Genomic DNA, 25,568 nt, shown 5'->3' on the forward strand with positions numbered 1-25,568 from the left:
GGCGTACTGAGAGGTTTCTCTGAGGAAACGCAGAGGTTGGGAAGGGAGGCTGGGCCCCATCATGAGCACTCCCGAACCCGCGGGCGCCGGACTGCGCCGGGCCGACGGGACGCCGGTCCGCGTCCTCGTCGTCGACGACGAACCCGACCTCGCCGAGGTGCTGTCGCGCGTGCTGGCGTCCGAGGGCTGGTCGGTGCGCACCGCCGGGGACGGCGCCGGCGCCCTCGCCGTGGCCCGCGAGTTCCGCCCGGACGCCGTCGTCCTGGACGTGATGCTGCCCGACATCGGCGGCCTGGAGGTGCTGAAGCGGCTGCGCGCCGGCGCTCCCGACGTCTGCGTGCTGTTCCTGACCGCGCGCGACGCCGTCGAGGACCGCATCGCCGGGATCACCGCCGGCGGCGACGACTACGTCACCAAGCCGTTCAGCCTGGAGGAGGTCCTCGCCCGGCTGCGCGGCCTGCTGCGCCGCGCCGGGATGACCCGGCAGTCGGGCACGGCCGGGCTGCTGACCGTCGGCGGCCTGGCGATGGACGAGGAGGCCCGCGAGGTCACCCGGGACGGGGAGATCGTCGAGCTGACCCCGACCGAGTTCGAGCTGCTGCGGTTCCTGATGCGCAACCCGCGCCGGGTGCTGTCCAAGGCGCAGATCCTCGACCGCGTGTGGGACTACGACTTCGGCGGCCAGGCGCACGTGGTCGAGCTGTACATCAGCTACCTGCGCAAGAAGATCGACGCGGGCCGGGCGCCGATGATCCATACCGTCCGGGGCGTCGGGTACGTGCTGAAGCCGCCGGGGCTCTCGTGAGGGTGCCGCGCGTCCGGACGCTGCGGGCCCGGCTGACGGCGGGGCTGGTGGTCCTGCTGGCGCTCAGCTGCCTCGCGGTCGGCGTCGCCACCACCGCCGCGCTCGACCGGTTCCTGGTCGGCCGGATCGACCAGCAGCTCACCCTGGCCGGCGGGCACTTCCCGGCCAGCCTGCTGGAGCACGAGCGCCACCCCGACGCCGACAACCGGCCCGACTCGCGCGGGCAGGCGTCCGGGACGTGCGGCGCGCGGCTGTTCCAGGGGCAGGTGACCCGGGCCGCGGTCGTGCGCGGCCAGAACGTCGAGCAGGTGCCGCTGACCTCCGGCGACGTCCGCGCGCTGGCCGCGCTGCCGCCCGACGGGAAGGGCCACGACGTGGACCTGTCGGCGCTCGGCGGCTACCGGATGGCGGCCGTCCGCGGCGACGACGGCGACGTGCTGGTCACCGGGCTGCCGCTGCGGCCCGTCACCGACGCCGTGCACCGGCTGGAGCGGGTGGAGCTGACCGTGTTCGCCGCCGTGCTGCTCGCGGCGGGGATCGCGGCGGCGGCCTGGGTGCGGCTCGCGCTGCGACCGCTGCGCCGCGTCGCCGCCACCGCGTCCCGCGTGACGGAGCTGCCGCTGGCCAGCGGCGAGGTCGCGATGCCCGACCGCGTCCCCGACACCGACCCGGACACCGAGGTGGGGCGGGTCGGCGCCGCGCTGAACCGGATGCTCGGGCACGTGGAGAGCGCGCTCGCCCGGCGGCACGCGAGCGAGGAGCGGCTGCGCACCTTCGCCGCGGACGCCAGCCACGAGCTGCGTACTCCGGTCGCCGCGATCCGCGGCCACGCCGAGCTGGCGCTGCGCACCCGCGACGGCGTCCCGGCGGACGTCCGGCACGCGCTCGGCCGGATCGAGGCCGAGTCCGTGCGGATGACCGAGCTGGTCGACGACCTGCTGCTGCTCGCGCGGCTGGACGCGGGGCGCCCGCTGGAGTCCGCGCCGGTCGACCTGACCCGGCTCGTCCTGGACGCCACGAGTGACGCCCGCGCCGCCGGACCCGATCACCGCTGGGAGATGGTGCTGCCCGAGGAGCCGGTCACGGTCACCGGGGACGGCCGCCGCCTGCACCAGCTGCTGGCCAACCTGCTCGCCAACGCCCGCACCCACACCCCGTCCGGCACGCACGTCACCGTCCGGCTCGCCCGGCGCGACGTCCCGGGGCAGGGCGGCTCCGAGGTGGTGCTGGAGGTCGAGGACGACGGGCCGGGCGTCCCGGCGGAGATCCGCGACGAGATCTTCGACCGGTTCGTGCGGGCCGGCCACGGCCGCTCCCGCGCGGCCGGCGGCACCGGCCTCGGGCTGGCGATCGTCCGGGCGGTGGCCGCCGCCCACGGCGGCCGGGCGGAGCTGACCGGCGGGTCGACGTTCCGCATCACCCTGCCAGCCGCCTGATCAGGTTCCCGTGCCGCAGATGTCGCCGTCGGCGTGGATCTCGCCTTCGAGCGTCGGGATGCCCGCCTTCTTCTTCTCCTTCACCGCGGTGAAGGAGGTGCCGAGGACGAGGTTGACGACCCCCGGCCCGGCCTTGGGGTACAGGGCCTTCTTCGCGCCCGGGACAACGGCGGCGAGCGCCGCGGCCTGCGGCTGGGAGCCCTGCGCGTAGTACACGCCCGTCGTCCGGCGGGTCTTCATGGTCTCGGTCCCGACGATCTGGAAGCCCTGCGCCTTGAGCTGCTTGGCGACCTTCGCCGCCGTGCTCGACCGGCCGGTGGCGTCGTAGAGCCGCACGCTCACCGGCGCCGCGGTCTTCTTCGCCGCGGCCTCGACGGACTGGTCCTGGCGGATCGCGGTGAAGAACCGGCCGGCGTCCGGCTGGAGCAGCGCCACCCGGTTCGGGTCGGGCGCGTACGCGGCCACGGGGATGGTGACGAAGTCCAGCTTGCCGGCGGTGAGGCCGTGCATGCTCCGCGCGATCTTCACCATCGTGCCGAGGTCGAGGCCCTTGTCGGTGGTCAGCGACTTGGTGCCGGCCTCGGCCAGGTCGTACACCTTCTTCGGGTCGGTCAGCGTCCCGGCGCTCAGCACCTTGTTCGCCAGCGACCCCATGAACTGCTGCTGCCGCTTGATCCGCTGCAGGTCCGACTCGTCGCCGAGGCCGTGCCGGTCGCGGACGTAGGCCAGCGCCGTCTCGCCCTGGATGGTGTGCTTGCCCTTGGTCAGGTGGAGCTTGGAGTCCTTGTCGTTCACGTCCTGCGGCAGGCAGACCTCCACGCCGCCGACCGCCTCGGTGACGGCCTTGAAGCTGGTGAAGTCGACCTGCATGAAGTGGTCGATCTTGATGTGGGTGAGGTTCTCGATCGTCTTGACCGTGCAGGACGCGCCGCCGTTGGTGAACGAACTGTTGATCATCCCGACCGTCGCCGCCGGGGAGGACGTGCCGTCGGTCCGCCGGCACGCCGGGATCGGCACCATGAGGTCGCGCGGGAAGCTGATGCCCGTCGCCTGCTTCCCGCCCGGCGACAGGTGCAGCAGGATCATCGTGTCCGACCGCGGCGGGTCGTTCTTCATGCCGCGCCCGTACTTGGCGTTGGCGCCGGCGCGGCTGTCGGTGCCGAGCATCAGGATGTTCAGCGCGCTGTTCAGCTTCGGCGGGCGCTTGCCGCCGATCAGCTTGTCGGTGTCCTCGTGGTCGATGTTGTGCTGCAGCTGCCAGTAGAACCCGTAACCGGTGGCGCCGGCGGCGACGACGACCACGGCGGTGGCGATCGCGAACCACTTCAGCACCCGCCTGCCGCGCCGGCGCGGCGCCGGATCGGGGGCGGGTTCCACCTCGTCCGCGTAGTCGAGGTACGTCGGGTTGCTGCTCATCGGCTCCAGCGACTCCGTCTGAATCGTGAGCACCGGTCAGCGGCCACCGCGCTCAATCGAACCTTGCTCAAACACGTGACTCAGCCGACAGTATCCTCTACCCTCACCCCACACGGAACGATGCTCACGAGGTCGGCCGGGACGACTGCGCTGCGTCACCACGGCCCGGACGCGGCCCGGACGCCGCCCGGACCGGCGGAGAGCCCCGGGAAGCCCCTCGCGCCGGGGGCCTGCGGAGGCCGGGTCAGTCGTCGAGCAGGCCGTCGCGGCGCGCCTCGCGGTACAGCGCGATCCGGTTGGACGCGTCGCGCCCCGCCCTGGCGTACTTCTCCCGCGCACGCTGCAGGTACTGCTTCACGGTGTGCTCGCTGATGCCCATCTGGCGGGCGACGGCGGCGCGGGTGAGGCCGCCGAGCCACAGCCGCATCGTCCGCAGCTCCTGGTCGGAGAACTGCGGGCGGCAGGGCGCCGCCGTCCCCGTGCCGGGCGGTGCCGGGGCGTCGCCGGCCGCGGCGAGGATGGCGTCGACGAGCCGCCGCCGGCCCTCCGCGGACTCCTTGCGCACGAACGCGCGGGCGCCCGCCAGCTCGGCCCGGCGGGCGAGGTCGCCCTCCGCGTGCTGGGAGAAGACCACGATGCGGTGGCCGGCCGCGGCGAGCTCGGCGATCCGCTCGAAGGCCGGCTCGCCGCCGACCCGCGGGTCGATGACCAGGACGTCGGCGGCGAGCCGCGGGTCCAGGCCGTCGATGCTGGTGGCGGTGTCGACGATCTCGACGGGGCGCGGGTCGCCGTCGATCCAGGCGCGGACGCCGGACAGCACCACATCGTGGTCGTCGACGACGGCGACGGTGACTCGGCGGGTGGGAGCCATCGGGGTGCGGGTTCGACCTCTGTTCGGGCGGGGGGCGTGCTGGTCGGGGCGTGCGTGCTCGTGCCGGGACCGGGGCCGGGGGCGTGCTTGCGGAGGGCGTGCTCGTACCGGGGGCGTGCGTCAGGGCGGGTTTCGCGGGGGAGCGACAACCCCTCGATCTTACTGAGAGAGACCGTTCCGTCATAGAGAGTTTCCTTTGGCGCCCCGGTGACGCCGGCCGCCCGGCGGCAGGCGGAGGCCATGACCCCCGAACGACCGTCATGACAGGCGTCCCGACTCTGCGCAAACTGAGCGGTACTGCCGATGCAGCCGTACGGATGCAGGGGGGAGCCACATGAGCGGGGTCGGTTTCAAGGTCCTCGGGCCGCTGGAGGCGGCGGTGGACGGGCGGCGGGCGGAACTGCCGAAGGGCGGCCAGCGGGTGCTGCTCGCCGCGCTGGCGCTGAACGCGGGGCAGGTCGTCCCGGTCGAGCACCTGCTGGACCACATGTGGGGCGACCGGCTGCCCGACCGGCCGCGCGGCGCGCTGTACTCCTGCGTGTCACGGCTGCGGCAGTGGCTCGACCGGCACTCGCCCGGCTCGGCGGCGCTGCTGGCCACCTCGTCCGGCGGCTACGTGCTGGACCTCGGGCCGGGCCAGCTGGACCTGCTGCGCTTCCGGGCGCTGACGCGGGAGGCCGCCGTGGCCGGCGAGCGCGGCGACGTCGGCGCCCAGTCGGCGATGCTGGGGGAGGCGCTGGCGCTGTGGCGCGGGCCGGTCCTGGCGAACGTCCGGTCCGACGCGCTGCAGCAGACCGAGGTGCCGCGGCTGACCGAGGAGTACCTGCGGGCGGTGGAGCGGCGCTGCGAGGTCGGGCTGGCGCTCGGCGAGCACGACGGGATGGTGGGGGAGCTGCGCGCGCTGACCGACCGGTACCCGTTCCGGGAGCGGTTCTGGTGGCAGCTGATGCTGGCGCTGTCGCGGTCGGGCCGCCGGGTCGAGGCGCTCGCGGCGTACCGGAAGGTCAGCTCGCAGCTGCGCGACGAATTCGGCGTCGACCCCGACCTCGAACTGCGCCGCCTGCAGATGGCGATCCTGCGCGACGACCGTTCGGTCCTCTCGCTGTGACCGCTCAGCAAATATCTGCTGCCATTGTTTCGGCGAGCAGTGTCTTGGCCAGTAGTTCGTAGGAGCGAAGTCGTTCGTCGTAGTCGTGGACGAGGGTCAGCACCATGAGTTCGTCGGCTTCGGTCTGCTTGAGCAGTTCGTCCAGGCGTTCCCGGACGGTTTCCGGGTCGCCGATCACATGGTGGGCCATGCGCTCGCGCAGGACCGCGTCTTCCTCGGCCGTCCAGTGCATTTTCGCGGCGTCCTCCGGCGTGACGTTCGGCCCGTTCCGGACGCCCTTCAGGGATTGGGCGACGATCACCCTGGACGGTCCGGCGAGCCATTCGGCGTGCGCGGTGGAATCGGCGACGATGACCGACGCGGCGAGCAGTGTGCGCGGTTCGGGGAACGCCGCGGACGGCCGGAACGCGTCGCGGTAGGCGCGCAGCGCCGGTGCGGCGTTGTGCGGGCGGATGTGATGCGCGAACGCGAACGGCAGCCCGAGCTCGCCGGCGAACCGGGCGTTGTCGACGCTGGATCCGAGCAGCCACACGTCCGGCGCGCCGCCCGCCGCCGGGACCGCGACGACCGGGTCGCCGGGCCGCGGCGACAGCAGCCGGACCAGCTCGCGGACCTGGTCGCGGTACGCCTGCGACCCGGGCGGGCTGCTGACCCGGCGCAGCGCCTGCGCCGTGCTCATGTCGGTGCCGGGGGAGCGGCCGACGCCGAGGTCGATGCGGCCGGGGCTCAGCGCCTCCAGCGTCCCGAACTGCTCGGCGACGACCAGCGGCGGATGGTTGGGCAGCATGACGCCGCCGGAGCCGACCCTGATCCGGGACGTGGCGGCGGCGAGCCGCGCGACCAGCACCGGCGGCGCGCAGCTGGCGATGAACGGGGCGTTGTGGTGCTCGGCGACCCAGTACCGGTGGTACCCCATCCGCTCGGCCTCCGGTGCCGTCCGCAGCGATTCGCGCAGCGCCCGCGACGGCGACGACCCCTGCCACACGGGCGCGGTGTCGAGAATGGAAACAATGCTCATCGCCGGCTCCTCCGATCGATTCCCCTGCCCCGCAGATACTCCCGCCGCAGGCCGGGGAGCTCAATACTCCGCGGTCGCTCTGGAAGGCAACTGCAAGGCAAGTGAAATGACCGCCCTCCTAATGTGGTGGTGCAGCGGGGAGGCCCAGCCGGGGCCGCCCCGGTTCGCAAGGAGGGTGTTTTCATGCAGCAGAAGGTCGCGGCTTACGAGCCGCCCGCGCTGATGGAGGTCGGCGGCTTCGCCGAGCTGACCCTCGGCCGGCCGAGCTGGGGCTTCGAGAACGACTGGTCGTGCGTCATGCTCTGCTGACGCCCGCGCCGGTCTGTCAGCTCGGAATGGCCGTGCCGGCGCCGGTTCCGCCCGGCGCCGGCACGACTGGTGAAAGGGAAAGGGCAATGGTGGAGTTCCGCGTTCTTCCGGACACCGCCGCGGCGTCCGCGGCCGGGCTTCCGGCGGCGCGCCGGCTGGCGCACGCGTCGGGCCGCCCGTGGATCGTCGGGCGCTGGGACGACGGGAGCGTCGTGCACGCCGCCGCCGGGCGCAGCCGCGTCGCGATCTTCGGGCCCGCCGACACGACGCCGGACGAGCTGGAGCGCGTCCTCGCCCGCGTCCGCTCGGTGCGCGATCTGGACGCGCTGTGCGGGCGGCTCGCCGGGAGCTTCCACCTCGTCGCGTCCATCGACGGGCACGTCCGCGTGCAGGGCAGCGTCTCCACCGCGCGCCAGGTCTTCCACACCTCGTTCGGCGGGGTGACGGTCGCGGCGGACGCGCCGATGTCCCTGCCGGGCGATCACCGGGTGGACGAGGAGCTGCTCGCGGCCCGGCTCGTGGCGCCGTGGGCGCCGTGGCCGATCGGCGAGACGCCGCTGTGGACGGGCGTCGAGGCGGTCCCCGCCGGGTGCTACCTCGACATCGGCGCCGACGGGCGGAGCCGCCCGGTCCGGTGGTGGACGCCGCCGGAGCCGCACCTGCCGCTGGCCGACGGGGCGCGCCGCGTCCGGCACGCGCTGCGCGACGCCGTCGCCGTCCGGGCCCGGGACGTCAAGACGGTCAGCGCGGACCTGTCCGGCGGGATGGACTCCACCAGCCTGTGCTTCCTCGCGGCCGACGAGGCCGACCGGCTCGTCACCACCCGCTGGGAGGCGGTCGACCGCGCCGACGAGGACCGGCACTGGGCGGGCCTCGCCGCCGAGGAACTGCCGTCCGCCGAGCATCTGGTGCTGACCCGCGACACCGCCCCGACATGGTTCGACGGCATCGCCGAGCCGGAGCCTGACGTCGAGGGGCCGTTCGCCTGGATCCGGACCCGTGCGCGGCTCACGCACCTGGCCCGCCGCGTCGCCGCCGCCGGCTCCGCCGGCCACCTGACCGGCCACGGCGGCGACGAGCTGTTCCTCGGCAACCCGCTCAACCTGCACACGCTGCTGCGGACGCGGCGCGGCCGCGCCGTCCGGCACTTGCGCGCGTACCGGGCGATGTACCGGTGGCCGCTGCTCCCGGCGGTGCGGGCGCTGCTGAACCGCGACACGTTCGGGACGTGGCTCGCTGCGTCGGCCGGCGCGCTCACCGACCCGGTCCGCGAGGTCGGCGGCGCGCCCGCGTTCGGCTGGGGGATCGCCTACCGGCTGCCTGCCTGGGCGACCGGCGACGCCGCCGGCGCCGCGCGGACCCTGTTACGGCGGGTCGGGGCGTCCGGCGTGGAGCCGCTCGCGCCGCTGCGCGGGCAGCACGCCGCCCTCCAGGACGCCCGGCTCTGCGGCGACACGATCCGCCGCGTCGACCGCCTCACCTCGCGCGAGGGGGTGGCCTGGCACGCCCCGTTCGTGGACGACCGGGTCATCGAGGCCGCGCTCGCCATCCGGCTTCAGGACACCACGATGCCCGACCGCTACAAGCCCGCCCTGTCGACCGCGATGGCCGGCATCGTTCCCGCGCGGATCCTCGGGCGGGCCACGAAGTCGGAGTACAGCGCGGAGGCCTACGAGAGCCTGCGCCGGCACCGCGCCGCGCTGCTCGGCTTGTGCGGCGACGACATGCGGCTGGCGCGCCTCGGCCTCGTCGACGCCGCCGCGCTGCGCGCCACGCTGGAGAGGCTCCCGCCCTCGTCCCTGACCCTGATGCCGCTGATCAGCACGTTCGCCTGCGAGACCTGGCTGCGCGCCGTCGAGCGCCGCCCGGTCCCGGCCCGATGAACCGGAGGCCCGAGATGCCCGTGACTCCCGGGGCGTCGCTGTCGCCCCATGTGACGATGACCGAGACCGAGCACGGCACGGTGCTGCTGGACGAGCGCACCGGCCGCTACTGGGCGCTGAACGCGACCGGCACCACCGTGATCCGGCTGCTGCTGGACGGCGGCACCGTCGACGACGCCGTCCGCGAGCTGCGGGAACGGCACCCGGACGCGGCCGAGCGGGTCACCGCGGACGTGGGCGCGTTCGTCCGGTCGCTCCGCGACGCCGAGGTGATGGCGCCGTGACGATCCCGGTCGCGCTGGAACCGTCCGTCCGGCTGACGCTGCGGCGCAGGGCGGGGGCGCGCGCCGCGGTGGGCGCCGCCCGGCTGATCGCGAAGCTGCCGCCGCGCCGGCTGCGCCGCGTCCTGGGCTTCCTGCGGCGCGGCGCGCGGCCCGCGTCGGTCGGGCAGGCGTTCGCGGCGCGGCAGGCGGTGGTGACGGTGAGCGTGCAGTGCGCCGGGCAGGGCTGCCTGCAGCGCTCGCTCGCGACGGTGCTGGTGTGCCGGGCGGGCGGGACGTGGCCGGACTGGTGCACCGGCGTCCGCACGGAGCCGTTCCGCGCGCACGCGTGGGTCGAGGCGGGTGGCGAACCGGTCGGGGAGCGCGCCGAGGTGCTGGCGTTCGCCAAGACGATGGTGGTCGCGGCGCCCGGCAGCGGGCAGGCGGACCGATGACGGGCCTGGTCCTGCTCGGCTGCCGGGCGCTGACCCTGGCCGTGTTCGCCGCCGCGTTCGTGGGGAAGGCGCGCAGCGCGACCCGGTTCCGCGGGTTCGCGGAGTCGATCCGGCGGCTGGCGGTCCTGCCGGAGCGGACCGCCGTCCCGGCGGGCGCGCTGGTCGTCGCGGGGGAGGGGACGGTCGTGGTGCTGCTGGCGCTGCCGCCGGCGGCCCGCGCCGGGTTCGCGCTGGCGTCCGCGCTGCTCGTGCTGTTCATCGGCATCGCCGTCCGCGCCGTGCACGGCGGCGTGCTCGCCGAATGCCGCTGCTTCGGCTCGAAGGGCGCGGTGATGGGGCAGGCGATGATCGTCCGGAACCTGCTGCTGCTCGCCGCCGCGCTGCCCGGCGCCCTCGCGGGCGCGCCCGTCCCGGCGGGGCGTCCCGTCGCGGCGGCCGTGGCGGTCGCCGCCGGCGCCCTCGCGGCGTGGGGGTTCGCCCGCTGGTACGACCGGCTCGTGTCGGCGCTGATGAGGCGGCTGCTCGCGCCCGCGCGGAACCCCGGGTGACCGCCGTGCCCGCGCGGACGGGCGAGTACGCGATCGAGGCCGCCGGCATCGGGAAGTGGTTCGGGCCCGTGCGGGCGCTGGACGGGGTGACGGTCGCCGCGCGGCCCGGCTCGGTGCTCGGGCTGCTCGGCCACAACGGCGCGGGCAAGACCACACTGATCAACGTGCTCGCGACGCTGTGCCGGCCCACCGAGGGCACCGCCCGCGTCGCCGGGTACGACGTCGTCCGGCAGGGCCGCGAGGTGCGCCGCCGGATCGCGCTGACCGGGCAGTTCGCCGCCGTCGACGAGCAGATCTCCGGGCGCGACAACCTCGTGCTGGTCGCCCGGCTGCGCGGCGCGGGCCGGCGCGCCGCACTCCACCGCGCCGCCGAGCTGCTGGAGATGTTCGACCTGACCGGCGCCGCCGACCGGCCGGTGCGCGGCTACTCGGGCGGGATGCGGCGCCGCCTCGACCTCGCGGCCGGCATGACGGGCCGTCCCGAGGTGCTGTTCCTGGACGAGCCCACCACCGGCCTGGACCCCGCCGCCCGCCTCGCCACCTGGGCGATCGTCGAGGACCTCGTCCGCGGCGGGACGACCGTCGTGCTCACCACCCAGTACCTGGACGAGGCGGACCGGCTCGCCGACACCATCGCGGTGCTCGCCGACGGCCGCGTCGTCGCGACCGGCGCGCCACCAGACCTCCAGGCCCGCGTCGGCGGGCGCACCGCCCCCGCGCGGCTCCCCGGCCCGGCCGCCGTGCGGGGCGCCGCCCGCGCGCTGCGGACCGAGGGGCTCGGCCCCGAATACGCCCCGCGCGGCGGCGTCCTCGACGCCCCGCTGACCGGCCCGCGCGATCTCGCGGTCGTCGCGCGGACGCTGGACGCGCAGGTCAGCGGCGACTACGAGCTGACGGTGACGGCCCCGACCCTCGACGACGTGTACCTGTCGCTGATCGGGCCGGCCGCCCGCGCGGCGGCGCCGGCCGCCCGCGCGGAGGCGCCATGACGGTCGAAGACCGGGTCGCGGACGCGCCCGCCTGCACGGGCGCCCGGCTGCCCGCCGCGCAGGACGCCGGGATCGGGACGCAGTTGCGGGTCCTCACCGGGCGGTCGCTGCGCGCGCTCGTCCTCGACCCGCGGCTCGTCGTCGCCAGCATGCTGGGCCCGCTGCTGATGCTGGGCATGTTCAGCCAGCTGTTCGGCGGCGTCGCGCGGGCGCCCGGCTTCCCGGCGGGCGTCCGCTATGTCGACTTCCTCGTCCCGGCGATCATGGTGACGTCGGCGATGCAGGCCGCGCTGAACACCGCCGTCGGGCTCACCCAGGAGATGCGCGGCGGGATCATCGCCCGGTTCCGCTCGATGCCGATCTGGCCCGGATCGGTGCTGCTCGCCCGCAGCGTCGCCGACACCGTCCGCTGCGCCCTCCAGCAGCTGCTGCTGCTCGTCCTCGCGGCGGCGCTGCTCGGGTTCCGGCCGGCCGGCGGGCCGCTCGGCGCGCTCGGCGCCGCCGCGCTCGCGCTCGCCGTCGGCTGCTGCCTCGGCTGGATCTTCATCGCCATCGCGTGCTGGATCCGCAACACCGAACTGGTGCAGAGCGTCGCGGGCCTGGCGACGTTCCCGCTGGTCTTCGCGTCGAACGCGTTCGTCCCGGTGGGCGCCCTGCCCGGCTGGCTGCGCGCGGTCGTCCGCGCCAACCCCGCCACCTACGGGATCAAGGCGGCCCGCGCCCTCGCGCTCGGCGGCCCCGCGCTCGCCGACGCCGTCACCGCGCTGGCGGTCAGCGGGGCGGTCGGCGCCGTCGCCGCCGCGATCGCGATCAAGGGGTTCCAGCGCCGCACCTGACGCGGGCCGGACGCATAGAGTGCCTTGCGTGGGGGAGAAGAGGGGCGTCCCTGCGGATGGACGCGGATGAGCGACGATCGACACCGGCGGTCCGCGGCGGCGCCCTCGCCGCCGGCCCCGCCCCTGCTGCGCGCGGCGGCGGCCTGGTCCTGGCGGCTGATCGCCATCGGCGCGGTCGGCTACGGCGTGGTCTGGATCATCGGCACGCTGAAGATCGTCTTCCTGCCGTGCGCGATCGCGCTGTTCTTCTGCGCGCTGCTGCGCCCCCTCACCGCCCGGCTCGAACGGGCCGGGCTGCCGGCCCTGGCCGCCACCTGGATCACGATGCTGCTCGCGCTGGCGGTGCTCGGCGGGATCGGCACCTTCGTCGGCATCCAGGCGAACTCCGAGTTCCCCAAGCTCGCCGACGAGGTGCAGTCCACCGCGCAGTCCCTGCAGCACTGGCTGGAGACCGGCCCGCTGCACGTCAAGCACTCCCAGATCCAGGACTCCATCGACCAGGGCGTCAACTACCTGGAGAAGCGGCGCGGCAAGCTGGCGAACACCGCGGTGCAGGCGGGCGCGGTCACCATCGAGGTGCTCGCCGCCCTCGTGCTGATGCTGTTCATCACGTTCTTCCTGCTCAAGGACGGCGCCCGGATCTGGGCCTGGCTGATCGGCGGGACGGGCCGCTACCGCGTCCGCATCGACCGCGCCGGACGCGCCGCCTGGGAGACGCTGTCGCAGTACGTGCACGGGACCGTCATGGTCGCCGCCATCCACGCGGTGGTGCTGGCGGTGGTGCTGGCGGCCCTCGGCGTCCCGCTGGTCGCGCCGCTCGCCGTCGTCATCTTCCTGGGCAGCTTCATCCCGATCGTCGGCATCCTGGTCGGCGGCGCGCTCGCGGTCGCGGTCGCGTTCGCCGCCAAGGGCGGCGTCATCGCGCTGATCTTCCTCGGCGTGCTGATCGTCGAGCATCAGGCCGAGAGCCACCTGCTGCAGCCGCTGCTGGTCGGCCGGCTCGTCCGGCTGCACCCCCTCGCGATCATCCTGGCGATCAGCGTGGGCGGCATCGTCGGCGGGATCCCCGGCGCGGCCGTCGCGGTGCCGGTCGTGGCGGTCATCTACCGGGCCTGGCCCGCGCTGCGCGACCCGCCCGAGGACCTGCCCCCGGAGGTGGCCGCCGCCACCGACCCCGGCGAGCCGCCCCGCCCGTCCGGCGAGGACGAGCCGACCCGCCCGTCCGGCGAGGACCGGAAGGCCGGCGAGCCCGGCGACGGCCCCGCCGACCGGACCGGCGACTGATCCCGCATCGGGCCGCGCGCGCCGGGTAATGCGGGGGCATGGCTTTCCCAGCGGCCAGGCAGGCCGTCATCCTTCCCGGCCTGGCCGTGGTCGCCGCCGCCGTGGACGTCGTCAGCTACCTGGGCCTCGGGCACGTCTTCACGGCGAACATGACCGGCAACACGGCACTGCTCGGCATCGGCATCGCCACGGGGAAGACCGCCGCCGCGCTGCGGTCGGCCTGCGCGCTCGGCGCCTTCGTCGCGGGCGCGGTCGCCGGCGGCCTGTTCCCGTCCGGACGGCGGCTCCTCGCCTCCTGCCTCGCGCTGGAACTGCTGCCGCTCGCCGCCTGGTACCTCTGGTGGGAGGCGCACGGCGGACCGGCGCACGGCGCGCCGAGATACGGCTACATCGCGCTGGCGGGCGTGGCCATGGGGCTGCAGGGCGCGGCGGTCACGCGGCTCGGGGTGTCCGGCGTGACGACCGTCTTCATCACCGGGACGATCATGTCGTTCACCGTCGGCCTGAGCACCCGCCTGCACGGGGACCGGTTGCCGAACCAGAGCCGCCTGGGCCATGTCCTGCAGGCGCTCGTCATCGTCTTCTTCCTGCTCGGCGCGCTGGCCGCCGCCTTCGTCTTCAAGCACGAGGGAGCCAGGGCGGTGCTCATCCCGCTGGCCGTGCTGGCGGTGCTCGTGCCCGCGGCGTCCGTCCTCCCGCCGGCGGACGCGGCCGGACGGGGATGACGTCCGCGGGGGGCCGGTGGACAGGACGGGGTGTAAGCGAGCAATTATTAGCTGAGCGCACCCCGACATGCGCCGCCGGCGCGGAACACCCAGGGAGGACCCATGGCGATCGCCATCAGCGAGGAGCATCGCGAACTGGCGCGGACGGCGCGCGCGTTCCTGCGCGACCACGACGCGCGCGCCGCGAACCGGGCGCTGCTGGAGGCCGGTGAGGAGACCCTCCCCGCGTTCTGGAAGGAGTTCGCCGGCCTCGGCCTGCTCGGCCTGCACCTGCCCGAGGAGCACGACGGCGGCGGCTACGGGCTCCCCGAGCTGGTCGTCGTCGTGGAGGAGCTCGGCCGCGCCGCCGCGCCCGGCCCGCTCGTCCCGACCATGGCGGCGTCCGCGGTGATCGCCGCGTGCGGCACCGGCGAGCAGCGCGCCCGCCTGCTGCCGGGCCTGGCCTCGGGCGGGACGCCTGCCGCCCTCGGGCTGGACGGCTCGGTCACCGTGGACGGCGGCACCGCGTCCGGCCAGGCCGTGGTGCTCGGCGGCGGCCCCGCCGACCTGCTGGTCCTGGTCGCCGGCGACGATGTCGTGATCGTCCGCGCGGACGCCCCGGGCGTCACCGTCGAAGTGCCGGCGAACCTCGACCCGTCCCGCCGCAGCGCCCGCGTCCGCCTCGACGGCGCGTCCGCCGAGGTCATCGAGGGCGCCGCCGGCCACGCCGTCGCCCTCGCCCGCACCCTGTACTCCGCCGAGGCGGTCGGCGGCGCGCTCGAATGCGTCGAGTCCGCCACCGAGTACGCCAAGGTCCGGCAGCAGTTCGGCCGCACGATCGGCACGTTCCAAGCCGTCAAGCACCACTGCGCGAACATGCTGGTGGCCGCCGAGCTCGGCACCGCCGCCGTGTGGGACGCGGCGCGCGCCGCGTCCGGACCGGCCGACCAGTTCGAGCTGGCCGCCGCCGTCGCCGCCGCCCTCGCCGTCCCGGCCTTCCTCGACGACTCCGGGCTGAACATCCAGGTGCACGGCGGCATCGGCTTCACCTGGGAGCACGACGCCCACCTGCTGATGCGCCGCGCCGCCGCCATCGAGGCGGTCGTCGACCCGGAGGCCGCCGCCCGCGACGTCACCCGGCTGCGCGCCGCCGGCGTCGCCCGCACCGCCACCCTCGACCTGCCGCCGGAGGCCGAGGCCGAGCGCGCGAAGATCCGCGAGCTGGCCCGCGAGATCGCCGCGCTGCCCAAGGAGGAGCAGCGCGTCCGGCTCATCGAGACCGGCTACGTCCAGCCGCACTGGCCGAAGCCCTGGGGCCTGGCGGCCCCCGCCGCGGTCCAGCTCGTCATCGACGAGGAGTTCAGGGCCGCCGGGGTCAAGCGCCCGCAGTACGGCATCACCAGCTGGAACATCCTCACCCTGATCCAGCACGGCACCCAGGAGCAGATCGACCGCTGGGTGCGGCCCGCCCTGCTCGGCGAGGACGTCTGGTGCCAGCTGTTCAGCGAGCCCGAGGCCGGCTCGGACGCCGCGTCCGTGAGGACCCGCGCCGTCAAGACCGATGGCGGCTGGATCGTCAACGGCCAGAAGGTCTGGACGAGCGGCGCCCACTACTGCCGCTGGGGCTTCGCGACCGTCCGCACCGACCCCGACGCCCCCAAGCACGCCGGCGTCACGATGATGGTCATCGACATGGAGCACCCCGGCGTCGAGGTCCGCCCGCTCCGCCAGATCACCGGCGACTCGGAGTTCAACGAGGTGTTCCTGTCCGACGTCTTCGTCCCCGACTCCGACGTCGTCGGCACCCCGAACCAGGGCTGGACCGTCGCCCGCGCCACCCTCGGCAACGAGCGCGTCAGCATCGGCGGCGGCGTCGGCGGCTCCTACCAGCTGCCCGACCTCGTCGAACTGTGCACCGAGCACCCGGACCGCGTCCCCGCCGCCGCCGAACGCGTCGGCGCCCACGAGGCCGAGGCCCAGGCCCTGCGCCTGCTCAACCTGCGCAGCGCCGAGCGGGCCGTCGCCGGCGGCGAGCCCGGCCCCGAGGGCAACATCACCAAGCTCGTCCTCGCCGAGCACGGCCACGCCACCGCCGGCCTGCTGTCCGCCTTCGCCGGGCCCGACCTGGTCTTCGACGAGGGCCTGGCCGCGTTCGCCGGCCGCATGCGCCTCGGCTCGCGCGGCATGTCCATCGCCGGCGGCACGTCCGAGATCACCCGCAATCAGATCGCCGAGCGCATCCTCCGCCTCCCCCGCGACCCGCTCAACAAGTGACTGCGGCCCGGGGGTTCCGGCCGGACCGGAACCCCCGGCACGGGGCTTTCAGGCGCGCTTGAGGAAGATCGGATTGGTGAGCGCGGCCATCGGGCCCCAGACCAGGGCCGGCCCCATCGTGTTGCCCTTGCCGGGGCCGCCGTCGGCCATCGGGTGGCGGACCTCCGCCCGCACGTACGCCGCGAGCGACGTCGTCGTCCGCCAGACCACGGTGCCCTTCCCGGAGGCCGGGAGCGACTCCTGGTGCATCTGGCCCTCGTCGGTGACGAACCGGACGGTCCCGTTCGGCACGCCGGACACCTCCAGCCGCACGTCGACGGGGGCGTCGGCCTTCGCGGTGAGCGTGTCCGCGATGCCCGCCTCCCGCCCTCCGGCGGTCGCGGTGAACGCCAGGTCCACCGACGACGACTCGGCGATCCAGCTGCGCCCGGCGCGGATCCCGTCCAGGACGGCGGCGGTGCTCAGCTCGTCGGCGTGCACGACGGTGTGCGGCAGCCCGATGACCTGCGGTTCGCTGTGCGCGTCGCTGTTGCCCATCGCGGGCAGCCAGCCCTTGCCCGTCCGCACCGCCTCGCCGAGCCTGGCGTCCCACGTGTCGACCGCGGACTCGTCGTCATAGGTCCACGGGCCGTTCCACACCTCGACCGCGTCGGCGTCGGCGTAGCCGAACTTCCACTGGCAGGCGACGTAGGGGCAGTACGGGTGGGCGGGCACGACGGCGCCGCCGGAGCGGCGCACCTGGCGGGCGAACCGGGCGAAGCCGTCGTCCCGGGCGCGGTAGCGCCAGTCGATCCACTCGCCGGCGGGCAGGCCGAGCGCCAGCCAGTGCCCGTTGCGGGTGGTGACCTCCTCGCCGGTGATGATGAGCAGGTCGTCCCCGGCGAACTCGCCCCAGACGCCGTGGGACGAGGAGGTGTTGTGGTCGGTGGAGACCATGAAGTCGAGCCCGGCCGCCCGTGCCCCGGCCGCCACCTCGGACGGGAGCCGCCGGCCGTCGGAGTGGACGGTGTGCAGGTGGCCGTCGCCCCGGTACCAGGCGCGCCCCCGTCCCTTCGCCTTGGTGGGCGGGTAGTTCGGCTTGAACGGTGCGCCGCCCCTGCCGTACGTCAGAGTGATCTTGACCTGGTAGTCCATGCCCTGCGGCGCGACCTGGTACGGGCCGAGGACGATGTTCCACGTCCCGGCCCCGATCGGGCCGGGGAGATAGCCGGGCGTGGCCTCCGCGGCGCTGATCTCGAACGAGGTGCGGAAGCCGCCGGACCAGCCGCGGAAGCCCTTCCCGCCCAACTTGACGCCGCGCTGGTCGAAGATCCCGATGTCGCAGGAGTTGCCGGGCGTGCCCGCCGGGACGGCCGGCCTGTCGTAGGAGTACTCGACGGCGATCTTCCGCACGCCCTTCGGTACCTCGACGGGCAGGTACACGAAGTCGGCGGCGCCGGTCTCCAGGTGCCCGGTCACGGTGCGGCTGACCTCCTCGCCGGATCCGCCGCCGGGGGCCGCGGGTCCTGTGGCGGCGCGCGCCCGGGGGAAGGAGACGGGGACGAGCGTCAGCGCCGCTCCGGTCGCGGCCGCCATCAGCAGCCGCCGCCGGTCCAGGGTGTGCGCGCCGTCGCCGGCCGGCAGCGCGGCGGCGTGCCGCTCGCATCGTCCATCAAGGCACATGGCCATCCTCACCGATCGGGGAAACCCCTGAATGCTCGGCCGCCTCGCCGAAGCCCAGATGATCAACCGATTTCCCGCCGCTGTCGCCGACGTGACGACTGCGCTTCGTTGACTTGCGGCGAGTCGTCGTTATGAGCAGCCGTTTAACGACGACTCGCCGCAAGCCAACGAAGCAGGACGCGCGCTCAGGGGTTGAGGACCGCGAAGACGACCTTGCCCGCGCTGCCGGCGACCGGCCGTACGCCCCAGCAGCGGGTGAACTGATCGACGATGAACAGGCCCCGTCCGGCCTCGCTGATCGTGTCGGCCCGCTGGATGCACGGCAGGTCGCACGTCGCGTCCTGGACCTCCATCCACAGCGCGCCGTCCTCGGCCCGCCCGATCCGGAACGTCACATCGTCGTCCGACGCCGAGGCGTACCGCAGCGCGTTGGTGACGAGCTCGCTGGCCACCAGGCACGGCACGAAGTCGTCCATGCCCCACTGACCGGTGACCAGCCGCACGAACCGCCGCACCTCCGCAACAACCGTGAGGTCGTGCTTCACCACCATCTCGTTCTCACGCCGCGCCGCCTCACCCATGATCCTTCTCCTCACTGTGTGTGCTATCAGCCACACAGTGCGCTACTTGCGCGTTATAGTCAGCGTGCCTGGCATGTTTGGCAAGAGCTGGCATGTCAGACCCCCTGGTCGACATGTGCCCCCGAGAGGCAGGTAGTGATGCCACGTCGTCGGCAGCGTCCAAGCGAGTCCCCGGCCCTCGTCGCATTCGGTCGCCAGATGCGGCGAATGCGGGAGGTCAAGAAGGTCAAGCAGGAGACCATCGCTCACCTGACCAAGGTCAGCGCACCCCAGGTCAGCAAGATCGAGGCAGGCAAGAGGCGCGCCACCCGGGCCTTCGTCGAGATCGTGGACGACTACCTTGAAGCTGGTGGCGCACTCATTAGTCTCTGGGAGGACCTCAACAAGGACGGCCACCCGGTTCCCATCTGGTTCGACTGGCCGCAGATAGAGGCCGATGCGATCGAACTGACCTGCTACCAATTGAGCGTGGTAGCCGGGCTCGCGCAATCACCGTCATACGTGGCCGCCATTCTCGACGGCAACGAGGAGGCCATCGCCACCCGGCTCGAACGGCAGAAGATCCTCGTCAGGGAGAATGCTCCAGCGGTCACCTTCCTGGTCGATGAGCAGACTCTCTACCGGCCAGTCGGTACCGCGGAGACGATGAGAGAGCAACTCGATCACCTCCTGTCCCTCAGCGAGCTGCCCAACGTCACCGTGCAGGTCGTCCTGAGCAGTGGCGAGCACGGTGGAAACGGCAGCAGCTTCATCGTGGCTACGATGGCCGACATGAGCCGAGTAGCCTACGTGGAGACGGCTATTCGAGGGCTCACGACTGACGACCCCGCAGACTTGGCAGCGGTCTCACGCGTTCTGGTCGACCTCCGAAACAGGACTCTCCCAGGGGACATGTCGCGGGACCTCATAAGGAAGGTGGCCAAAGAACGATGGACTTGAGCAACCTGGCATGGCGAAAGTCGACGCGAAGCTTGAACAACGGCGGCGAGTGCGTCGAGTTGGCGGATGCGGCCGGGGCGGCGGACGCGGTGGCGGTGCGGGACAGCAAGGACCCGGACGGCCCCGTCCTGCTGGTCACCCGCGCGGCCCTGCGCAGCGCCGTGAACTCCGCCCTCAGTACTCACTGACCGCTCCACAATCGTTCCCCCCGCCTCCCGCAAGGCTGAGTCGCGGCGGGCCGTCCGCCTAACCTCTGGTCGGCCCGCCGCGTACCACGGAGGGCGTCCGTCGCCTTGCCGTGACGGTCTGCACCTTCCTTCGGACGCTGGACGCCTCTCGGTGTGAGCCCGGACCCGTGACAGCCGCGTCCCCGCGTTCGACACTGAAACCATGTCCCTGAAAAGCGCCCACTGGCGTAAGAGCAGTTACAGCGGCCCCAATGGCGGCAACTGCATCGAGCTGGCGGAACTCTCTTGGCGAAAGAGCACGCACAGCGGCTCCAACGCGGCTGAGTGCGTCGAGTTGGCGGACGCGGCCGGGGCGGTTGCGGACGCCGTGGCGGTGCGGGACAGCAAGGACTCGGACGGGCCCGTCCTGCTGGTCACCCGCGCGGCCCTGCGCAATGCGGTGAACTCTGCCCTCAGCACTCGCTGACCGGTCTACAACTGTTCCCCTGCCTCCCACAAGACTGAGTCATGGCGGGGACACCGACTTGTCGTTTACCCCTCCTCGTGAGCCGCGAGTTCTTCCGGGGTGCCGATGAAGGCGGGTCCGCAGTTGGGTGGGAGTCGTATGCGACGTGGTGCATCACGTGTTCGATCCCGGTGTGGTCCCGAGCCCGTACGTCGGCCGGCCCGGCACGGCCTGCCCGCAGGACGGTTCCGGGTTGGGCGCGGGCCGTCAGGCCGGAGACTCGGCGTCGTGGGCCGAGGGGCGGGCGAAGACGCCGGCGCGGGCGGCGGCGGCCACAGCGGCGGCGGACTGGTCGGCGGCCGCGGTGTCGAGGGGCTCGGCAGTGACGAGCAGGCGCATGTACAGGGGAGCGCCGATGGCGCGTGCCACGTCGGCGGGCTCGGTGCCGGCGGGGAGTTCACCACGGTCGGCGGCCTGCTCGACGACGCGGGCGACCATCGTGTTGTGCCGGGTCCAGAAGGCGCGGATGACCTGGGCGACCTGGTTGTCGTGGCCGGCCGACACCACCGCGCGGATCAGCGCCTGTCCGGCGCGGTCGGTGAGGATCGCGAGGGCGGAGCGGGCGATGTCACGCAGGTCGCCGTCGAGGGTGCCGGTGTCGGGCATGGCCACGGACCGGTCGGCGAAGAGCGTCAGCGCGTCGAGCAGGAGGCCGTCGGCAGTGCCCCATCGGCGGTAGAGCGTCGCCTTGTGGACGCCCGCGCGGCGGGCGACGGCGTCGACGCTGAGCCCCGCGTATCCGGCCTCGGTCAGCTGGTCGATGGTCGCTTCGAGCACGGCGGTGCGGGTGCGTGCGGTGCGTCCTCCGGGCCGTGGTTGGGACATGGCTCCTCAGATCCAATGCGACAACTCGTTGCGTTAGGTATTCCAGGCGTGCCACACTGCGCGCTAACGCGACAAAGTATCGCATACGGGAGCTGATCATGGATTCTTCGATGCCCGCCGCCGTCTCGTCCCGATTGGGAACTGCCGGCCGCGTACTCACCTGGCTGGCGGCCGTGTCGGCGCTGGCCGCCGCCGTCTCGGCCATCTCCGACGTCACCCGGGCCGATGACACGGTGCTGGTCGTGCAGACCTGGCGGATGTACGGGCTGTTCCTGTGCGCCGGGCTGTTCGTCCTGCTGGCGGTGCGGCCGCGAGTGCACGGCGCGGTGTGGGCGCTCCTGATCGCCGACAAGGCGGCGCTGGCCCTGACCGCCGCCGTCTATCTGGCACGCGGCGGCGCCGCCGAGGCCGCCGCGACGATCGGATGGGACGGCGGCCTGGCCGTAGTCCTGGTCGTCGCGTACTGGATGACTCGGGCCTGAATCCGGCGGCAAGGCGGCTGAGCGGCCCGGCCGGATGGCCCAGCCACACCGTGATGGCGTGTCGAGCGGGCCGATGGGCTCTGCCGACCCGGGGGTTGCCTTCGACAGGGGTGGGAGTTAGCCTGCGGATTAGGCTGACCGACCGGTCGGTCACTGAGTGGGGGTCAGCGATGCCTTTCGTCCAGACCAGAGCGGGACGGGTGTTCTATGCCGAGCAGGGAAGCGGCCGGCCGGTCGTCCTGCTGCACGCCAGCCTGCACGACCACACCGACTTCGACGCCGTCGCCGGACCGCTCGCGGACGCCGGCCACCGGGTACTGGCCGTGGACTGGCCGGGCCACGGCAGCTCCGAGATGCCCGCCGGGCCGCAGTCGGTGACCGCGCCGCTGCTGGCCGGCGTCCTCGCCGATTTCGCCGCCGAGCTGGATCTCGAGCGGGCCGTGTTCGTCGGCAACTCGGTCGGCGGGTACGCCGCGGCCAGGCTCGCGTTGGAACACCCGGACCGGGTCGCCGGGCTCGTCCTGGTCAATGCCGGCGGTTTCGTCAAGGTCCCCCGGCTCGCGGCCCGCCTGCTGGGCGTCCCGGCCGTCAACCGGGCGGTGTTCCCCCGGCTCGTTCCCCGGTACATGAAACCGGACAGCGACCGGCTCCGCGCCATCACCCGCCGGGTCCAGGACCGGGCGCGCAGCAGGACGGGCGCCGCCGTCTCCGCCGCGCTGTGGCGGAGCATCGCCGATCCGTCCTACGACCTGCGGACCGAGGGGCCCCGGCTCGGCGTTCCCGTGCTGCTGGCATGGGGGGCGCGGGACATCGTCCTCCCCCTGTCCGCCGCACGCCGGACGCAGGAGGCGATACCCGGCGCGGACCTGCGGACCCTCAACACCGGGCACGTGGCCTTCGCCTCCGACCCGGACGGGTTCCTGGACCTGATCCTGCCTTTCCTGGAATCGGTGGCGACCGCCGGGAGCGCGCAGTGAGCACCGGCATCCGGCAGCAGCGCGCGGCGGCCACCCGCAGGCAGCTCATCGCCGCGGGCCTGACCCTGGCGGAACGGACGGGTCTGGCCGGCATGAGCGTCAACCTCATCGTCACCGAGGCGGGCGTGGCCAAGGGCACCTTCTTCCACCACTTCCGCGACCGGTCGGAATTCCTGCTCGCGCTGCACACCGAGTTCCACGACCGCACGTTCGCCGAGATCGCGGAGACGATCGCGGGAATGGCGCCGGGCCGGGACAGGCTCCTCGCGGCCGCGAACGCCTACCTCGACCAATGCCTGAGCCACCGCGGCGTCCGGGCCCTGCTCCTGGAGGCCCGCGTCGAGCCCGCGATCATCGAGGCGATCGCGTCCCGCAACAAGCTGGTCATCCAGCAGACCAGCCCCGACTTCACCGCCATGGGCTGGGCGCACCCCGGGCCGAGCGCGGCCATGTGGAACAGCGCCGTCGTGGAGGCCGCCATCCTCGAACTGGGCGCGGGCGGCCACCGACCCGAGATCCGGGCGGCGCTCGCGCAGTTCCTCCACGAATAACAGATCAAGGCGGATGCGGTGGCGGTGCGGGGCAGCAAGGACCCGGACGGCCCCGTCCTGCTGGTCGCCCGCGCGGCCCTACGCACCGCCGTGAACTTCGCTCTCGCCACTCGCTGGGCGGTCCTCAGCGTTCGTGGACGGCCTTGAGGTCGATGTCGAGGTCGAACGGCAAGGTCGCGGTGATCCGGTCATGGTGCACGCCGGTCGCCACATATCCGCCGGTGGCGTCGTCCAGCTCATAGGTGTAGACGGCGAAAGCCGGTGCGGTCTGGTCGGTCTCCACCCGCCAGTAGTGACGGATCTGCGCCTCCGCGTACAGGGCCGGTTGTATCCGCCGGTCCTTGCGCTTGGTGGACGGCGACACCACCTCGACGACGAGAGTGATCAGATCGGCGGGGATGGGACGCTGGTAGACGTCGTGGTCAGCGGAGTACACGACGATGTCAGGGGCGATCTCGACCGGCTCCAGCTCGTCGTCGTCCAAGAGGACGTCCACGTCGGTGTCGACCTGCCAGGCATCGGGAGCGGCGTCTTCGATTCGAGCCGCCAAACGCCGCGCGATGCGCTGGCGGATCGGGCGGGGACGTGGGTTCACAACAAGTTCCCCGTGAACCAGGCTCAACCGCACCGGAAGGTCTTCGGGCAGAGCCTCATAGTCTGCACGAGTCCAGGTGTCACCGGACGGCAATGGGAGAGTCAGCGCGTGCATGGCTCGTCGTGCCTCCGGTCCAGGTGGGTGCGGGTACTCGACCAGGTTACCTTCAGCGCATTTCTCGGGCTCCGTCATGGCCACCGGCAGGCGTGGGGCTGCCGTCGTGGCGGGTGTTGCGGACGCTGGTGGGGGAGGGCGGGGTGGCGGTCCGGTCGTCGTCGCCCGCGGCGGCCGGTGCCTGGTGCGCCGCCGGGTGTGGCGCACGATCTCGCGCGGCTCGGGCCCGGTGGCCTCCTGGCGGAACGGACGGGCCTGGCCGGCATGAGCGTCAACCTCGCTGTGGAACAGCGCCGTCGTGGAGGCCGCGATCCTCGAACTGGGCGCGGGCGGCCACCGACCCGAGATCCGGGCGGCGCTCGCGCAGTTCCTCCACGAATGACAGATCAAGGCGGCCGGGTTCCCATTCGTCCAAGACCTGGCCGGCCTCGGGCGCTTACCGTCCAGGTATGAAGACGGACTCAGACGAGCGGCTCCCCGTCCACCGTGCGCCCGGTGAGGGGCGCCACTACGACATGGGGCGCATCAACGCGGTGTTCAAGGCGGACGGGACGGAGACGGCCGACCGCTATTCGATCTCGGAATGGTGGCTTGAGCCGCACACCACGGGACCGGGGGCCCACACCCATCCGGAGGACGACGTCTTCTACGTCCTCGACGGCACGATGACCTTCCTCGTCGGAGACCGCTGGATCGACGCGCCCAAGGGATCGTTCGTGGTGGCTCCCGGCGGCACTCCCCACGATTTCCAGAACCGCAGCGGCGAGCGGGCAGGGGCGCTCAACATCTCCGTACCCGGGGCCTTCGAGCCGCGGATGCCGGGCATCGTGGAGTGGTTCCTCCAGCACCCGCCCGGCGACCCGGCAGACACCTGACTAGTAGTGCTCTCGCAGTCGCCGGTGCTGGTCTAGAGGTCGATGACGACCTTGCCTTTCACGTGCCGGCCGGCCTGGAGCTCGGCCGCGGGGCGGATCTGCTCGACCGGGAAGCCCGCCGCGATGGGCACCCGGAGCCGGCCCGCCGCGACCAGGCGGGCGATCTCTTCCAGGGCGCCGGGAACGGCGTTCGCGCCATTGGCGGGTGACACGCCGTCGACCTGCGCGGCGATGGTGCAGATGCGGGCGTCCGGGACGCCGAGTTCCCTTGCGGCGTGCACCGTTTCCGTCCCGTGCAGGTCGACGGCGGCGGTGACACCGCCCGGAGCGAGGGCCCGGACCCGGTCGGCCAGGCCGTCGCCGTAGTCGACCGGCTCGGCCCCGAGGCCGCGCAGGAAATCGGACGATGCCGCCGATCCCGTCCCGATCACCCGCGCGCCGGCGAGCCGGGCCAGTTGGACCGCGAACACCCCGACCCCGCCCGCCGCGCCGCCGATCAGCACCGTGTCGTCCGGGCCGGGGCCGACGACGGCGAGGGCGGCGGCGGCCGTGCGGCCCGCGATCGTGAGGGTGGCGGCGGTGCGGTCGTCGATGCCGTCGGGGGTCTGGTGCGCCTCGTTCGCCGCAGTGCCCCCGGCCGCGTCCACCACCACGAAGTCGGCGACCGCGCGGGACAGGGCGCCGCCGAATACCCGGTCGCCGGGCGCGAACCCGGTCACCCCGTCACCGACCTGGTCCACCACTCCCGCGTAGTCGGTTCCGAACCCGGCCGGCAGGCTCAGGCCGAACCCGGCGGCGGTGTCCGCGTCGGCGGTCATGATCCAGTCCATCGGGTTCAGTCCGGCCGCGGTGACCCGCACGCGGATCTGCCCCGGGCCGGCTTGCGGCGCGGGCACCCGGCGGACGTTCAGGACTTCGGGGCCGCCGAAGGAGTCGAGTCGGACCGCCCTGCTCGTGTTCACCGGCATCTGATCGCTCCATGACTGCATGCTCGCCCGCTTCCGCGAGGACGAGGGACACTGAAACGGACTATGCTCCGTTTACATGAGCCACTCTAGCGCAAACGGAACGTGATCCG

The 25,568-nt window shown here is 73.4% G+C and carries 29 protein-coding genes; 21 read left to right on the plus strand and 8 right to left on the minus strand.

Annotated features, from left to right (window positions below; translation table 11 throughout):
- Positions 1-61 precede the first annotated feature (61 nt).
- Positions 62-805 carry a response regulator transcription factor gene (locus ABD296_RS17680; protein ID WP_344267829.1) on the plus strand — a complete coding sequence of 248 codons (744 nt, stop codon included), beginning with the start codon at positions 62-64 and terminating at the stop codon, positions 803-805.
- Positions 802-2,241, plus strand: a complete 1,440-nt coding sequence (locus tag ABD296_RS17685; RefSeq protein WP_344267831.1) for a sensor histidine kinase — start codon at positions 802-804, stop codon at positions 2,239-2,241. The genes ABD296_RS17680 and ABD296_RS17685 overlap by 4 nt, the downstream gene beginning before the upstream one ends.
- On the opposite strand, the gene ABD296_RS17690 is transcribed toward ABD296_RS17685, so the two are convergent.
- Together ABD296_RS17690 and ABD296_RS17695 are read right to left on the minus strand one after the other, a co-directional pair.
- On the minus strand, positions 2,242-3,690 hold the full coding sequence (locus ABD296_RS17690) for an LCP family protein (RefSeq protein ID WP_344267833.1): 1,449 nt from the start codon (positions 3,688-3,690) through the stop codon (positions 2,242-2,244). It abuts the gene before it with no gap.
- 211 nt (positions 3,691-3,901) lie between these two features.
- Positions 3,902-4,528 carry a helix-turn-helix transcriptional regulator gene (locus ABD296_RS17695; RefSeq protein WP_344267834.1) on the minus strand — a complete coding sequence of 209 codons (627 nt, stop codon included), beginning with the start codon at positions 4,526-4,528 and terminating at the stop codon, positions 3,902-3,904.
- Between the two features lie 334 nt (positions 4,529-4,862).
- On the opposite strand from ABD296_RS17695, the gene ABD296_RS17700 reads away from it, so the two are divergent.
- On the plus strand, positions 4,863-5,636 hold the full coding sequence (locus ABD296_RS17700) for an AfsR/SARP family transcriptional regulator (RefSeq protein ID WP_344267835.1): 774 nt from the start codon (positions 4,863-4,865) through the stop codon (positions 5,634-5,636).
- Positions 5,637-5,640: 4 nt separating this feature from the next.
- On the opposite strand, the gene ABD296_RS17705 is transcribed toward ABD296_RS17700, so the two are convergent.
- Entirely contained in the window at positions 5,641-6,654 is a 1,014-nt protein-coding gene (locus ABD296_RS17705) for an LLM class flavin-dependent oxidoreductase (RefSeq protein ID WP_344267837.1), read from the minus strand.
- 183 nt (positions 6,655-6,837) lie between these two features.
- Here ABD296_RS17705 and ABD296_RS17710 point away from each other — a divergent pair, with 183 nt between their 5' ends.
- From ABD296_RS17710 to ABD296_RS17755, 10 genes are all read left to right on the plus strand, one after another.
- On the plus strand, positions 6,838-6,963 hold the full coding sequence (locus ABD296_RS17710) for a lasso RiPP family leader peptide-containing protein (RefSeq protein ID WP_151544399.1): 126 nt from the start codon (positions 6,838-6,840) through the stop codon (positions 6,961-6,963).
- A gap of 86 nt (positions 6,964-7,049) precedes the next feature.
- The gene (locus tag ABD296_RS17715; RefSeq protein ID WP_344267841.1) at positions 7,050-8,846 is read left to right on the plus strand and encodes an asparagine synthase-related protein; all 1,797 of its coding nucleotides are present in this window, start codon (positions 7,050-7,052) and stop codon (positions 8,844-8,846) included.
- Positions 8,847-8,860: 14 nt separating this feature from the next.
- The gene (locus ABD296_RS17720) at positions 8,861-9,130 is read left to right on the plus strand and encodes a lasso peptide biosynthesis PqqD family chaperone (protein ID WP_344267843.1); all 270 of its coding nucleotides are present in this window, start codon (positions 8,861-8,863) and stop codon (positions 9,128-9,130) included.
- A complete protein-coding gene (locus tag ABD296_RS17725) occupies positions 9,127-9,561 on the plus strand; it encodes a lasso peptide biosynthesis B2 protein (RefSeq protein WP_344267845.1) in 435 nt (144 codons plus the stop codon). The genes ABD296_RS17720 and ABD296_RS17725 overlap by 4 nt, the downstream gene beginning before the upstream one ends.
- Positions 9,558-10,109, plus strand: coding sequence for a MauE/DoxX family redox-associated membrane protein (locus tag ABD296_RS17730; RefSeq protein ID WP_344267847.1), 552 nt, complete (start codon positions 9,558-9,560; stop codon positions 10,107-10,109). Before ABD296_RS17725 ends, ABD296_RS17730 begins: the two co-directional genes overlap by 4 nt.
- On the plus strand, positions 10,106-11,098 hold the full coding sequence (locus ABD296_RS17735; protein WP_344267849.1) for an ATP-binding cassette domain-containing protein: 993 nt from the start codon (positions 10,106-10,108) through the stop codon (positions 11,096-11,098). The genes ABD296_RS17730 and ABD296_RS17735 overlap by 4 nt, the downstream gene beginning before the upstream one ends.
- On the plus strand, positions 11,095-11,934 hold the full coding sequence (locus ABD296_RS17740) for an ABC transporter permease (protein ID WP_344267850.1): 840 nt from the start codon (positions 11,095-11,097) through the stop codon (positions 11,932-11,934). Before ABD296_RS17735 ends, ABD296_RS17740 begins: the two co-directional genes overlap by 4 nt.
- 66 nt (positions 11,935-12,000) lie before the next feature.
- Positions 12,001-13,218: an AI-2E family transporter gene (locus ABD296_RS17745; protein WP_344267852.1), complete on the plus strand. Its 1,218-nt coding sequence runs from the start codon at positions 12,001-12,003 to the stop codon at positions 13,216-13,218.
- 38 nt (positions 13,219-13,256) lie between these two features.
- The gene (locus ABD296_RS17750) at positions 13,257-13,943 is read left to right on the plus strand and encodes a YoaK family protein (protein ID WP_344267854.1); all 687 of its coding nucleotides are present in this window, start codon (positions 13,257-13,259) and stop codon (positions 13,941-13,943) included.
- A 102-nt stretch (positions 13,944-14,045) separates the two neighbouring features.
- Entirely contained in the window at positions 14,046-16,196 is a 2,151-nt protein-coding gene (locus ABD296_RS17755) for an acyl-CoA dehydrogenase (protein WP_344267856.1), read from the plus strand.
- A 48-nt stretch (positions 16,197-16,244) separates the two neighbouring features.
- Here ABD296_RS17755 and ABD296_RS17760 read toward each other — a convergent pair whose 3' ends face one another.
- Positions 16,245-17,858 carry a CehA/McbA family metallohydrolase gene (locus tag ABD296_RS17760; protein WP_344267858.1) on the minus strand — a complete coding sequence of 538 codons (1,614 nt, stop codon included), beginning with the start codon at positions 17,856-17,858 and terminating at the stop codon, positions 16,245-16,247.
- 185 nt (positions 17,859-18,043) lie between these two features.
- Positions 18,044-18,439, minus strand: coding sequence for an ATP-binding protein (locus ABD296_RS17765; protein ID WP_344267860.1), 396 nt, complete (start codon positions 18,437-18,439; stop codon positions 18,044-18,046).
- Between the two features lie 138 nt (positions 18,440-18,577).
- Here ABD296_RS17765 and ABD296_RS17770 point away from each other — a divergent pair, with 138 nt between their 5' ends.
- From ABD296_RS17770 to ABD296_RS17780, 3 genes are all read left to right on the plus strand, one after another.
- Positions 18,578-19,378 (plus strand): helix-turn-helix domain-containing protein, encoded by an 801-nt coding sequence (locus tag ABD296_RS17770; RefSeq protein ID WP_344267862.1) that lies wholly within the window; start codon positions 18,578-18,580, stop codon positions 19,376-19,378.
- Positions 19,369-19,566: a DUF397 domain-containing protein gene (locus ABD296_RS17775; protein WP_344267864.1), complete on the plus strand. Its 198-nt coding sequence runs from the start codon at positions 19,369-19,371 to the stop codon at positions 19,564-19,566. The genes ABD296_RS17770 and ABD296_RS17775 overlap by 10 nt, the downstream gene beginning before the upstream one ends.
- Positions 19,567-19,768: 202 nt before the next feature.
- Positions 19,769-20,032, plus strand: a complete 264-nt coding sequence (locus ABD296_RS17780) for a DUF397 domain-containing protein (RefSeq protein WP_344267866.1) — start codon at positions 19,769-19,771, stop codon at positions 20,030-20,032.
- A 246-nt stretch (positions 20,033-20,278) separates the two neighbouring features.
- On the opposite strand, the gene ABD296_RS17785 is transcribed toward ABD296_RS17780, so the two are convergent.
- Entirely contained in the window at positions 20,279-20,896 is a 618-nt protein-coding gene (locus tag ABD296_RS17785; RefSeq protein ID WP_344267868.1) for a TetR/AcrR family transcriptional regulator, read from the minus strand.
- Positions 20,897-20,994: 98 nt separating this feature from the next.
- Here ABD296_RS17785 and ABD296_RS17790 point away from each other — a divergent pair, with 98 nt between their 5' ends.
- The 4 genes from ABD296_RS17790 to ABD296_RS50590 all read left to right on the plus strand — a co-directional run bounded on the left by ABD296_RS17790 (position 20,995) and on the right by ABD296_RS50590 (position 23,053).
- Positions 20,995-21,378, plus strand: coding sequence for a hypothetical protein (locus tag ABD296_RS17790; RefSeq protein ID WP_344267870.1), 384 nt, complete (start codon positions 20,995-20,997; stop codon positions 21,376-21,378).
- Positions 21,379-21,548: 170 nt separating this feature from the next.
- Entirely contained in the window at positions 21,549-22,355 is an 807-nt protein-coding gene (locus ABD296_RS17795) for an alpha/beta fold hydrolase (protein WP_344267872.1), read from the plus strand.
- Entirely contained in the window at positions 22,352-22,906 is a 555-nt protein-coding gene (locus tag ABD296_RS17800) for a TetR/AcrR family transcriptional regulator (RefSeq protein ID WP_344267874.1), read from the plus strand. Before ABD296_RS17795 ends, ABD296_RS17800 begins: the two co-directional genes overlap by 4 nt.
- Positions 22,907-22,930: 24 nt before the next feature.
- The gene (locus ABD296_RS50590) at positions 22,931-23,053 is read left to right on the plus strand and encodes a hypothetical protein (RefSeq protein ID WP_407061485.1); all 123 of its coding nucleotides are present in this window, start codon (positions 22,931-22,933) and stop codon (positions 23,051-23,053) included.
- Here ABD296_RS50590 and ABD296_RS17805 read toward each other — a convergent pair.
- Positions 23,031-23,693, minus strand: a complete 663-nt coding sequence (locus ABD296_RS17805; protein WP_344267876.1) for a Uma2 family endonuclease — start codon at positions 23,691-23,693, stop codon at positions 23,031-23,033. The two genes, ABD296_RS50590 and ABD296_RS17805, sit on opposite strands and share 23 nt — an antisense overlap.
- A gap of 371 nt (positions 23,694-24,064) precedes the next feature.
- Between ABD296_RS17805 and ABD296_RS17810 the strand changes: the two genes are divergently transcribed.
- A complete protein-coding gene (locus ABD296_RS17810; protein ID WP_344267878.1) occupies positions 24,065-24,490 on the plus strand; it encodes a cupin domain-containing protein in 426 nt (141 codons plus the stop codon).
- 32 nt (positions 24,491-24,522) lie between these two features.
- Here ABD296_RS17810 and ABD296_RS17815 read toward each other — a convergent pair whose 3' ends face one another.
- Positions 24,523-25,458: an NADP-dependent oxidoreductase gene (locus tag ABD296_RS17815; RefSeq protein WP_344267880.1), complete on the minus strand. Its 936-nt coding sequence runs from the start codon at positions 25,456-25,458 to the stop codon at positions 24,523-24,525.
- Positions 25,459-25,568 lie beyond the last annotated feature (110 nt).

It is taken from the genome of Actinomadura napierensis, from assembly GCF_039529375.1.
Taxonomy (GTDB): Bacteria; Actinomycetota; Actinomycetes; order Streptosporangiales; family Streptosporangiaceae; genus Spirillospora; species Spirillospora napierensis.

Excerpts from the sequence above, each read along its gene's own strand:
- ABD296_RS17680 (WP_344267829.1), top strand. The coding sequence starts at position 62 with ATGAGCACTCCCGAACCCGCGGGCGCCGGACTGCGCCGGGCCGACGGG.
- ABD296_RS17695 (WP_344267834.1), bottom strand. The coding sequence starts at position 4,528 with ATGGCTCCCACCCGCCGAGTCACCGTCGCCGTCGTCGACGACCACGAT.
- ABD296_RS17700 (WP_344267835.1), top strand. The coding sequence starts at position 4,863 with ATGAGCGGGGTCGGTTTCAAGGTCCTCGGGCCGCTGGAGGCGGCGGTG.
- ABD296_RS17705 (WP_344267837.1), bottom strand. The coding sequence starts at position 6,654 with ATGAGCATTGTTTCCATTCTCGACACCGCGCCCGTGTGGCAGGGGTCG.
- ABD296_RS17710 (WP_151544399.1), top strand. The coding sequence starts at position 6,838 with ATGCAGCAGAAGGTCGCGGCTTACGAGCCGCCCGCGCTGATGGAGGTC.
- ABD296_RS17715 (WP_344267841.1), top strand. The coding sequence starts at position 7,050 with ATGGTGGAGTTCCGCGTTCTTCCGGACACCGCCGCGGCGTCCGCGGCC.
- ABD296_RS17720 (WP_344267843.1), top strand. The coding sequence starts at position 8,861 with ATGCCCGTGACTCCCGGGGCGTCGCTGTCGCCCCATGTGACGATGACC.
- ABD296_RS17730 (WP_344267847.1), top strand. The coding sequence starts at position 9,558 with ATGACGGGCCTGGTCCTGCTCGGCTGCCGGGCGCTGACCCTGGCCGTG.
- ABD296_RS17740 (WP_344267850.1), top strand. The coding sequence starts at position 11,095 with ATGACGGTCGAAGACCGGGTCGCGGACGCGCCCGCCTGCACGGGCGCC.
- ABD296_RS17745 (WP_344267852.1), top strand. The coding sequence starts at position 12,001 with ATGAGCGACGATCGACACCGGCGGTCCGCGGCGGCGCCCTCGCCGCCG.
- ABD296_RS17750 (WP_344267854.1), top strand. The coding sequence starts at position 13,257 with ATGGCTTTCCCAGCGGCCAGGCAGGCCGTCATCCTTCCCGGCCTGGCC.
- ABD296_RS17755 (WP_344267856.1), top strand. The coding sequence starts at position 14,046 with ATGGCGATCGCCATCAGCGAGGAGCATCGCGAACTGGCGCGGACGGCG.
- ABD296_RS17760 (WP_344267858.1), bottom strand. The coding sequence starts at position 17,858 with ATGTGCCTTGATGGACGATGCGAGCGGCACGCCGCCGCGCTGCCGGCC.
- ABD296_RS17765 (WP_344267860.1), bottom strand. The coding sequence starts at position 18,439 with ATGGGTGAGGCGGCGCGGCGTGAGAACGAGATGGTGGTGAAGCACGAC.
- ABD296_RS17770 (WP_344267862.1), top strand. The coding sequence starts at position 18,578 with ATGCCACGTCGTCGGCAGCGTCCAAGCGAGTCCCCGGCCCTCGTCGCA.
- ABD296_RS17775 (WP_344267864.1), top strand. The coding sequence starts at position 19,369 with ATGGACTTGAGCAACCTGGCATGGCGAAAGTCGACGCGAAGCTTGAAC.
- ABD296_RS17780 (WP_344267866.1), top strand. The coding sequence starts at position 19,769 with ATGTCCCTGAAAAGCGCCCACTGGCGTAAGAGCAGTTACAGCGGCCCC.
- ABD296_RS17785 (WP_344267868.1), bottom strand. The coding sequence starts at position 20,896 with ATGTCCCAACCACGGCCCGGAGGACGCACCGCACGCACCCGCACCGCC.
- ABD296_RS17790 (WP_344267870.1), top strand. The coding sequence starts at position 20,995 with ATGGATTCTTCGATGCCCGCCGCCGTCTCGTCCCGATTGGGAACTGCC.
- ABD296_RS17795 (WP_344267872.1), top strand. The coding sequence starts at position 21,549 with ATGCCTTTCGTCCAGACCAGAGCGGGACGGGTGTTCTATGCCGAGCAG.
- ABD296_RS17805 (WP_344267876.1), bottom strand. The coding sequence starts at position 23,693 with ATGACGGAGCCCGAGAAATGCGCTGAAGGTAACCTGGTCGAGTACCCG.
- ABD296_RS17810 (WP_344267878.1), top strand. The coding sequence starts at position 24,065 with ATGAAGACGGACTCAGACGAGCGGCTCCCCGTCCACCGTGCGCCCGGT.
- ABD296_RS17815 (WP_344267880.1), bottom strand. The coding sequence starts at position 25,458 with ATGCCGGTGAACACGAGCAGGGCGGTCCGACTCGACTCCTTCGGCGGC.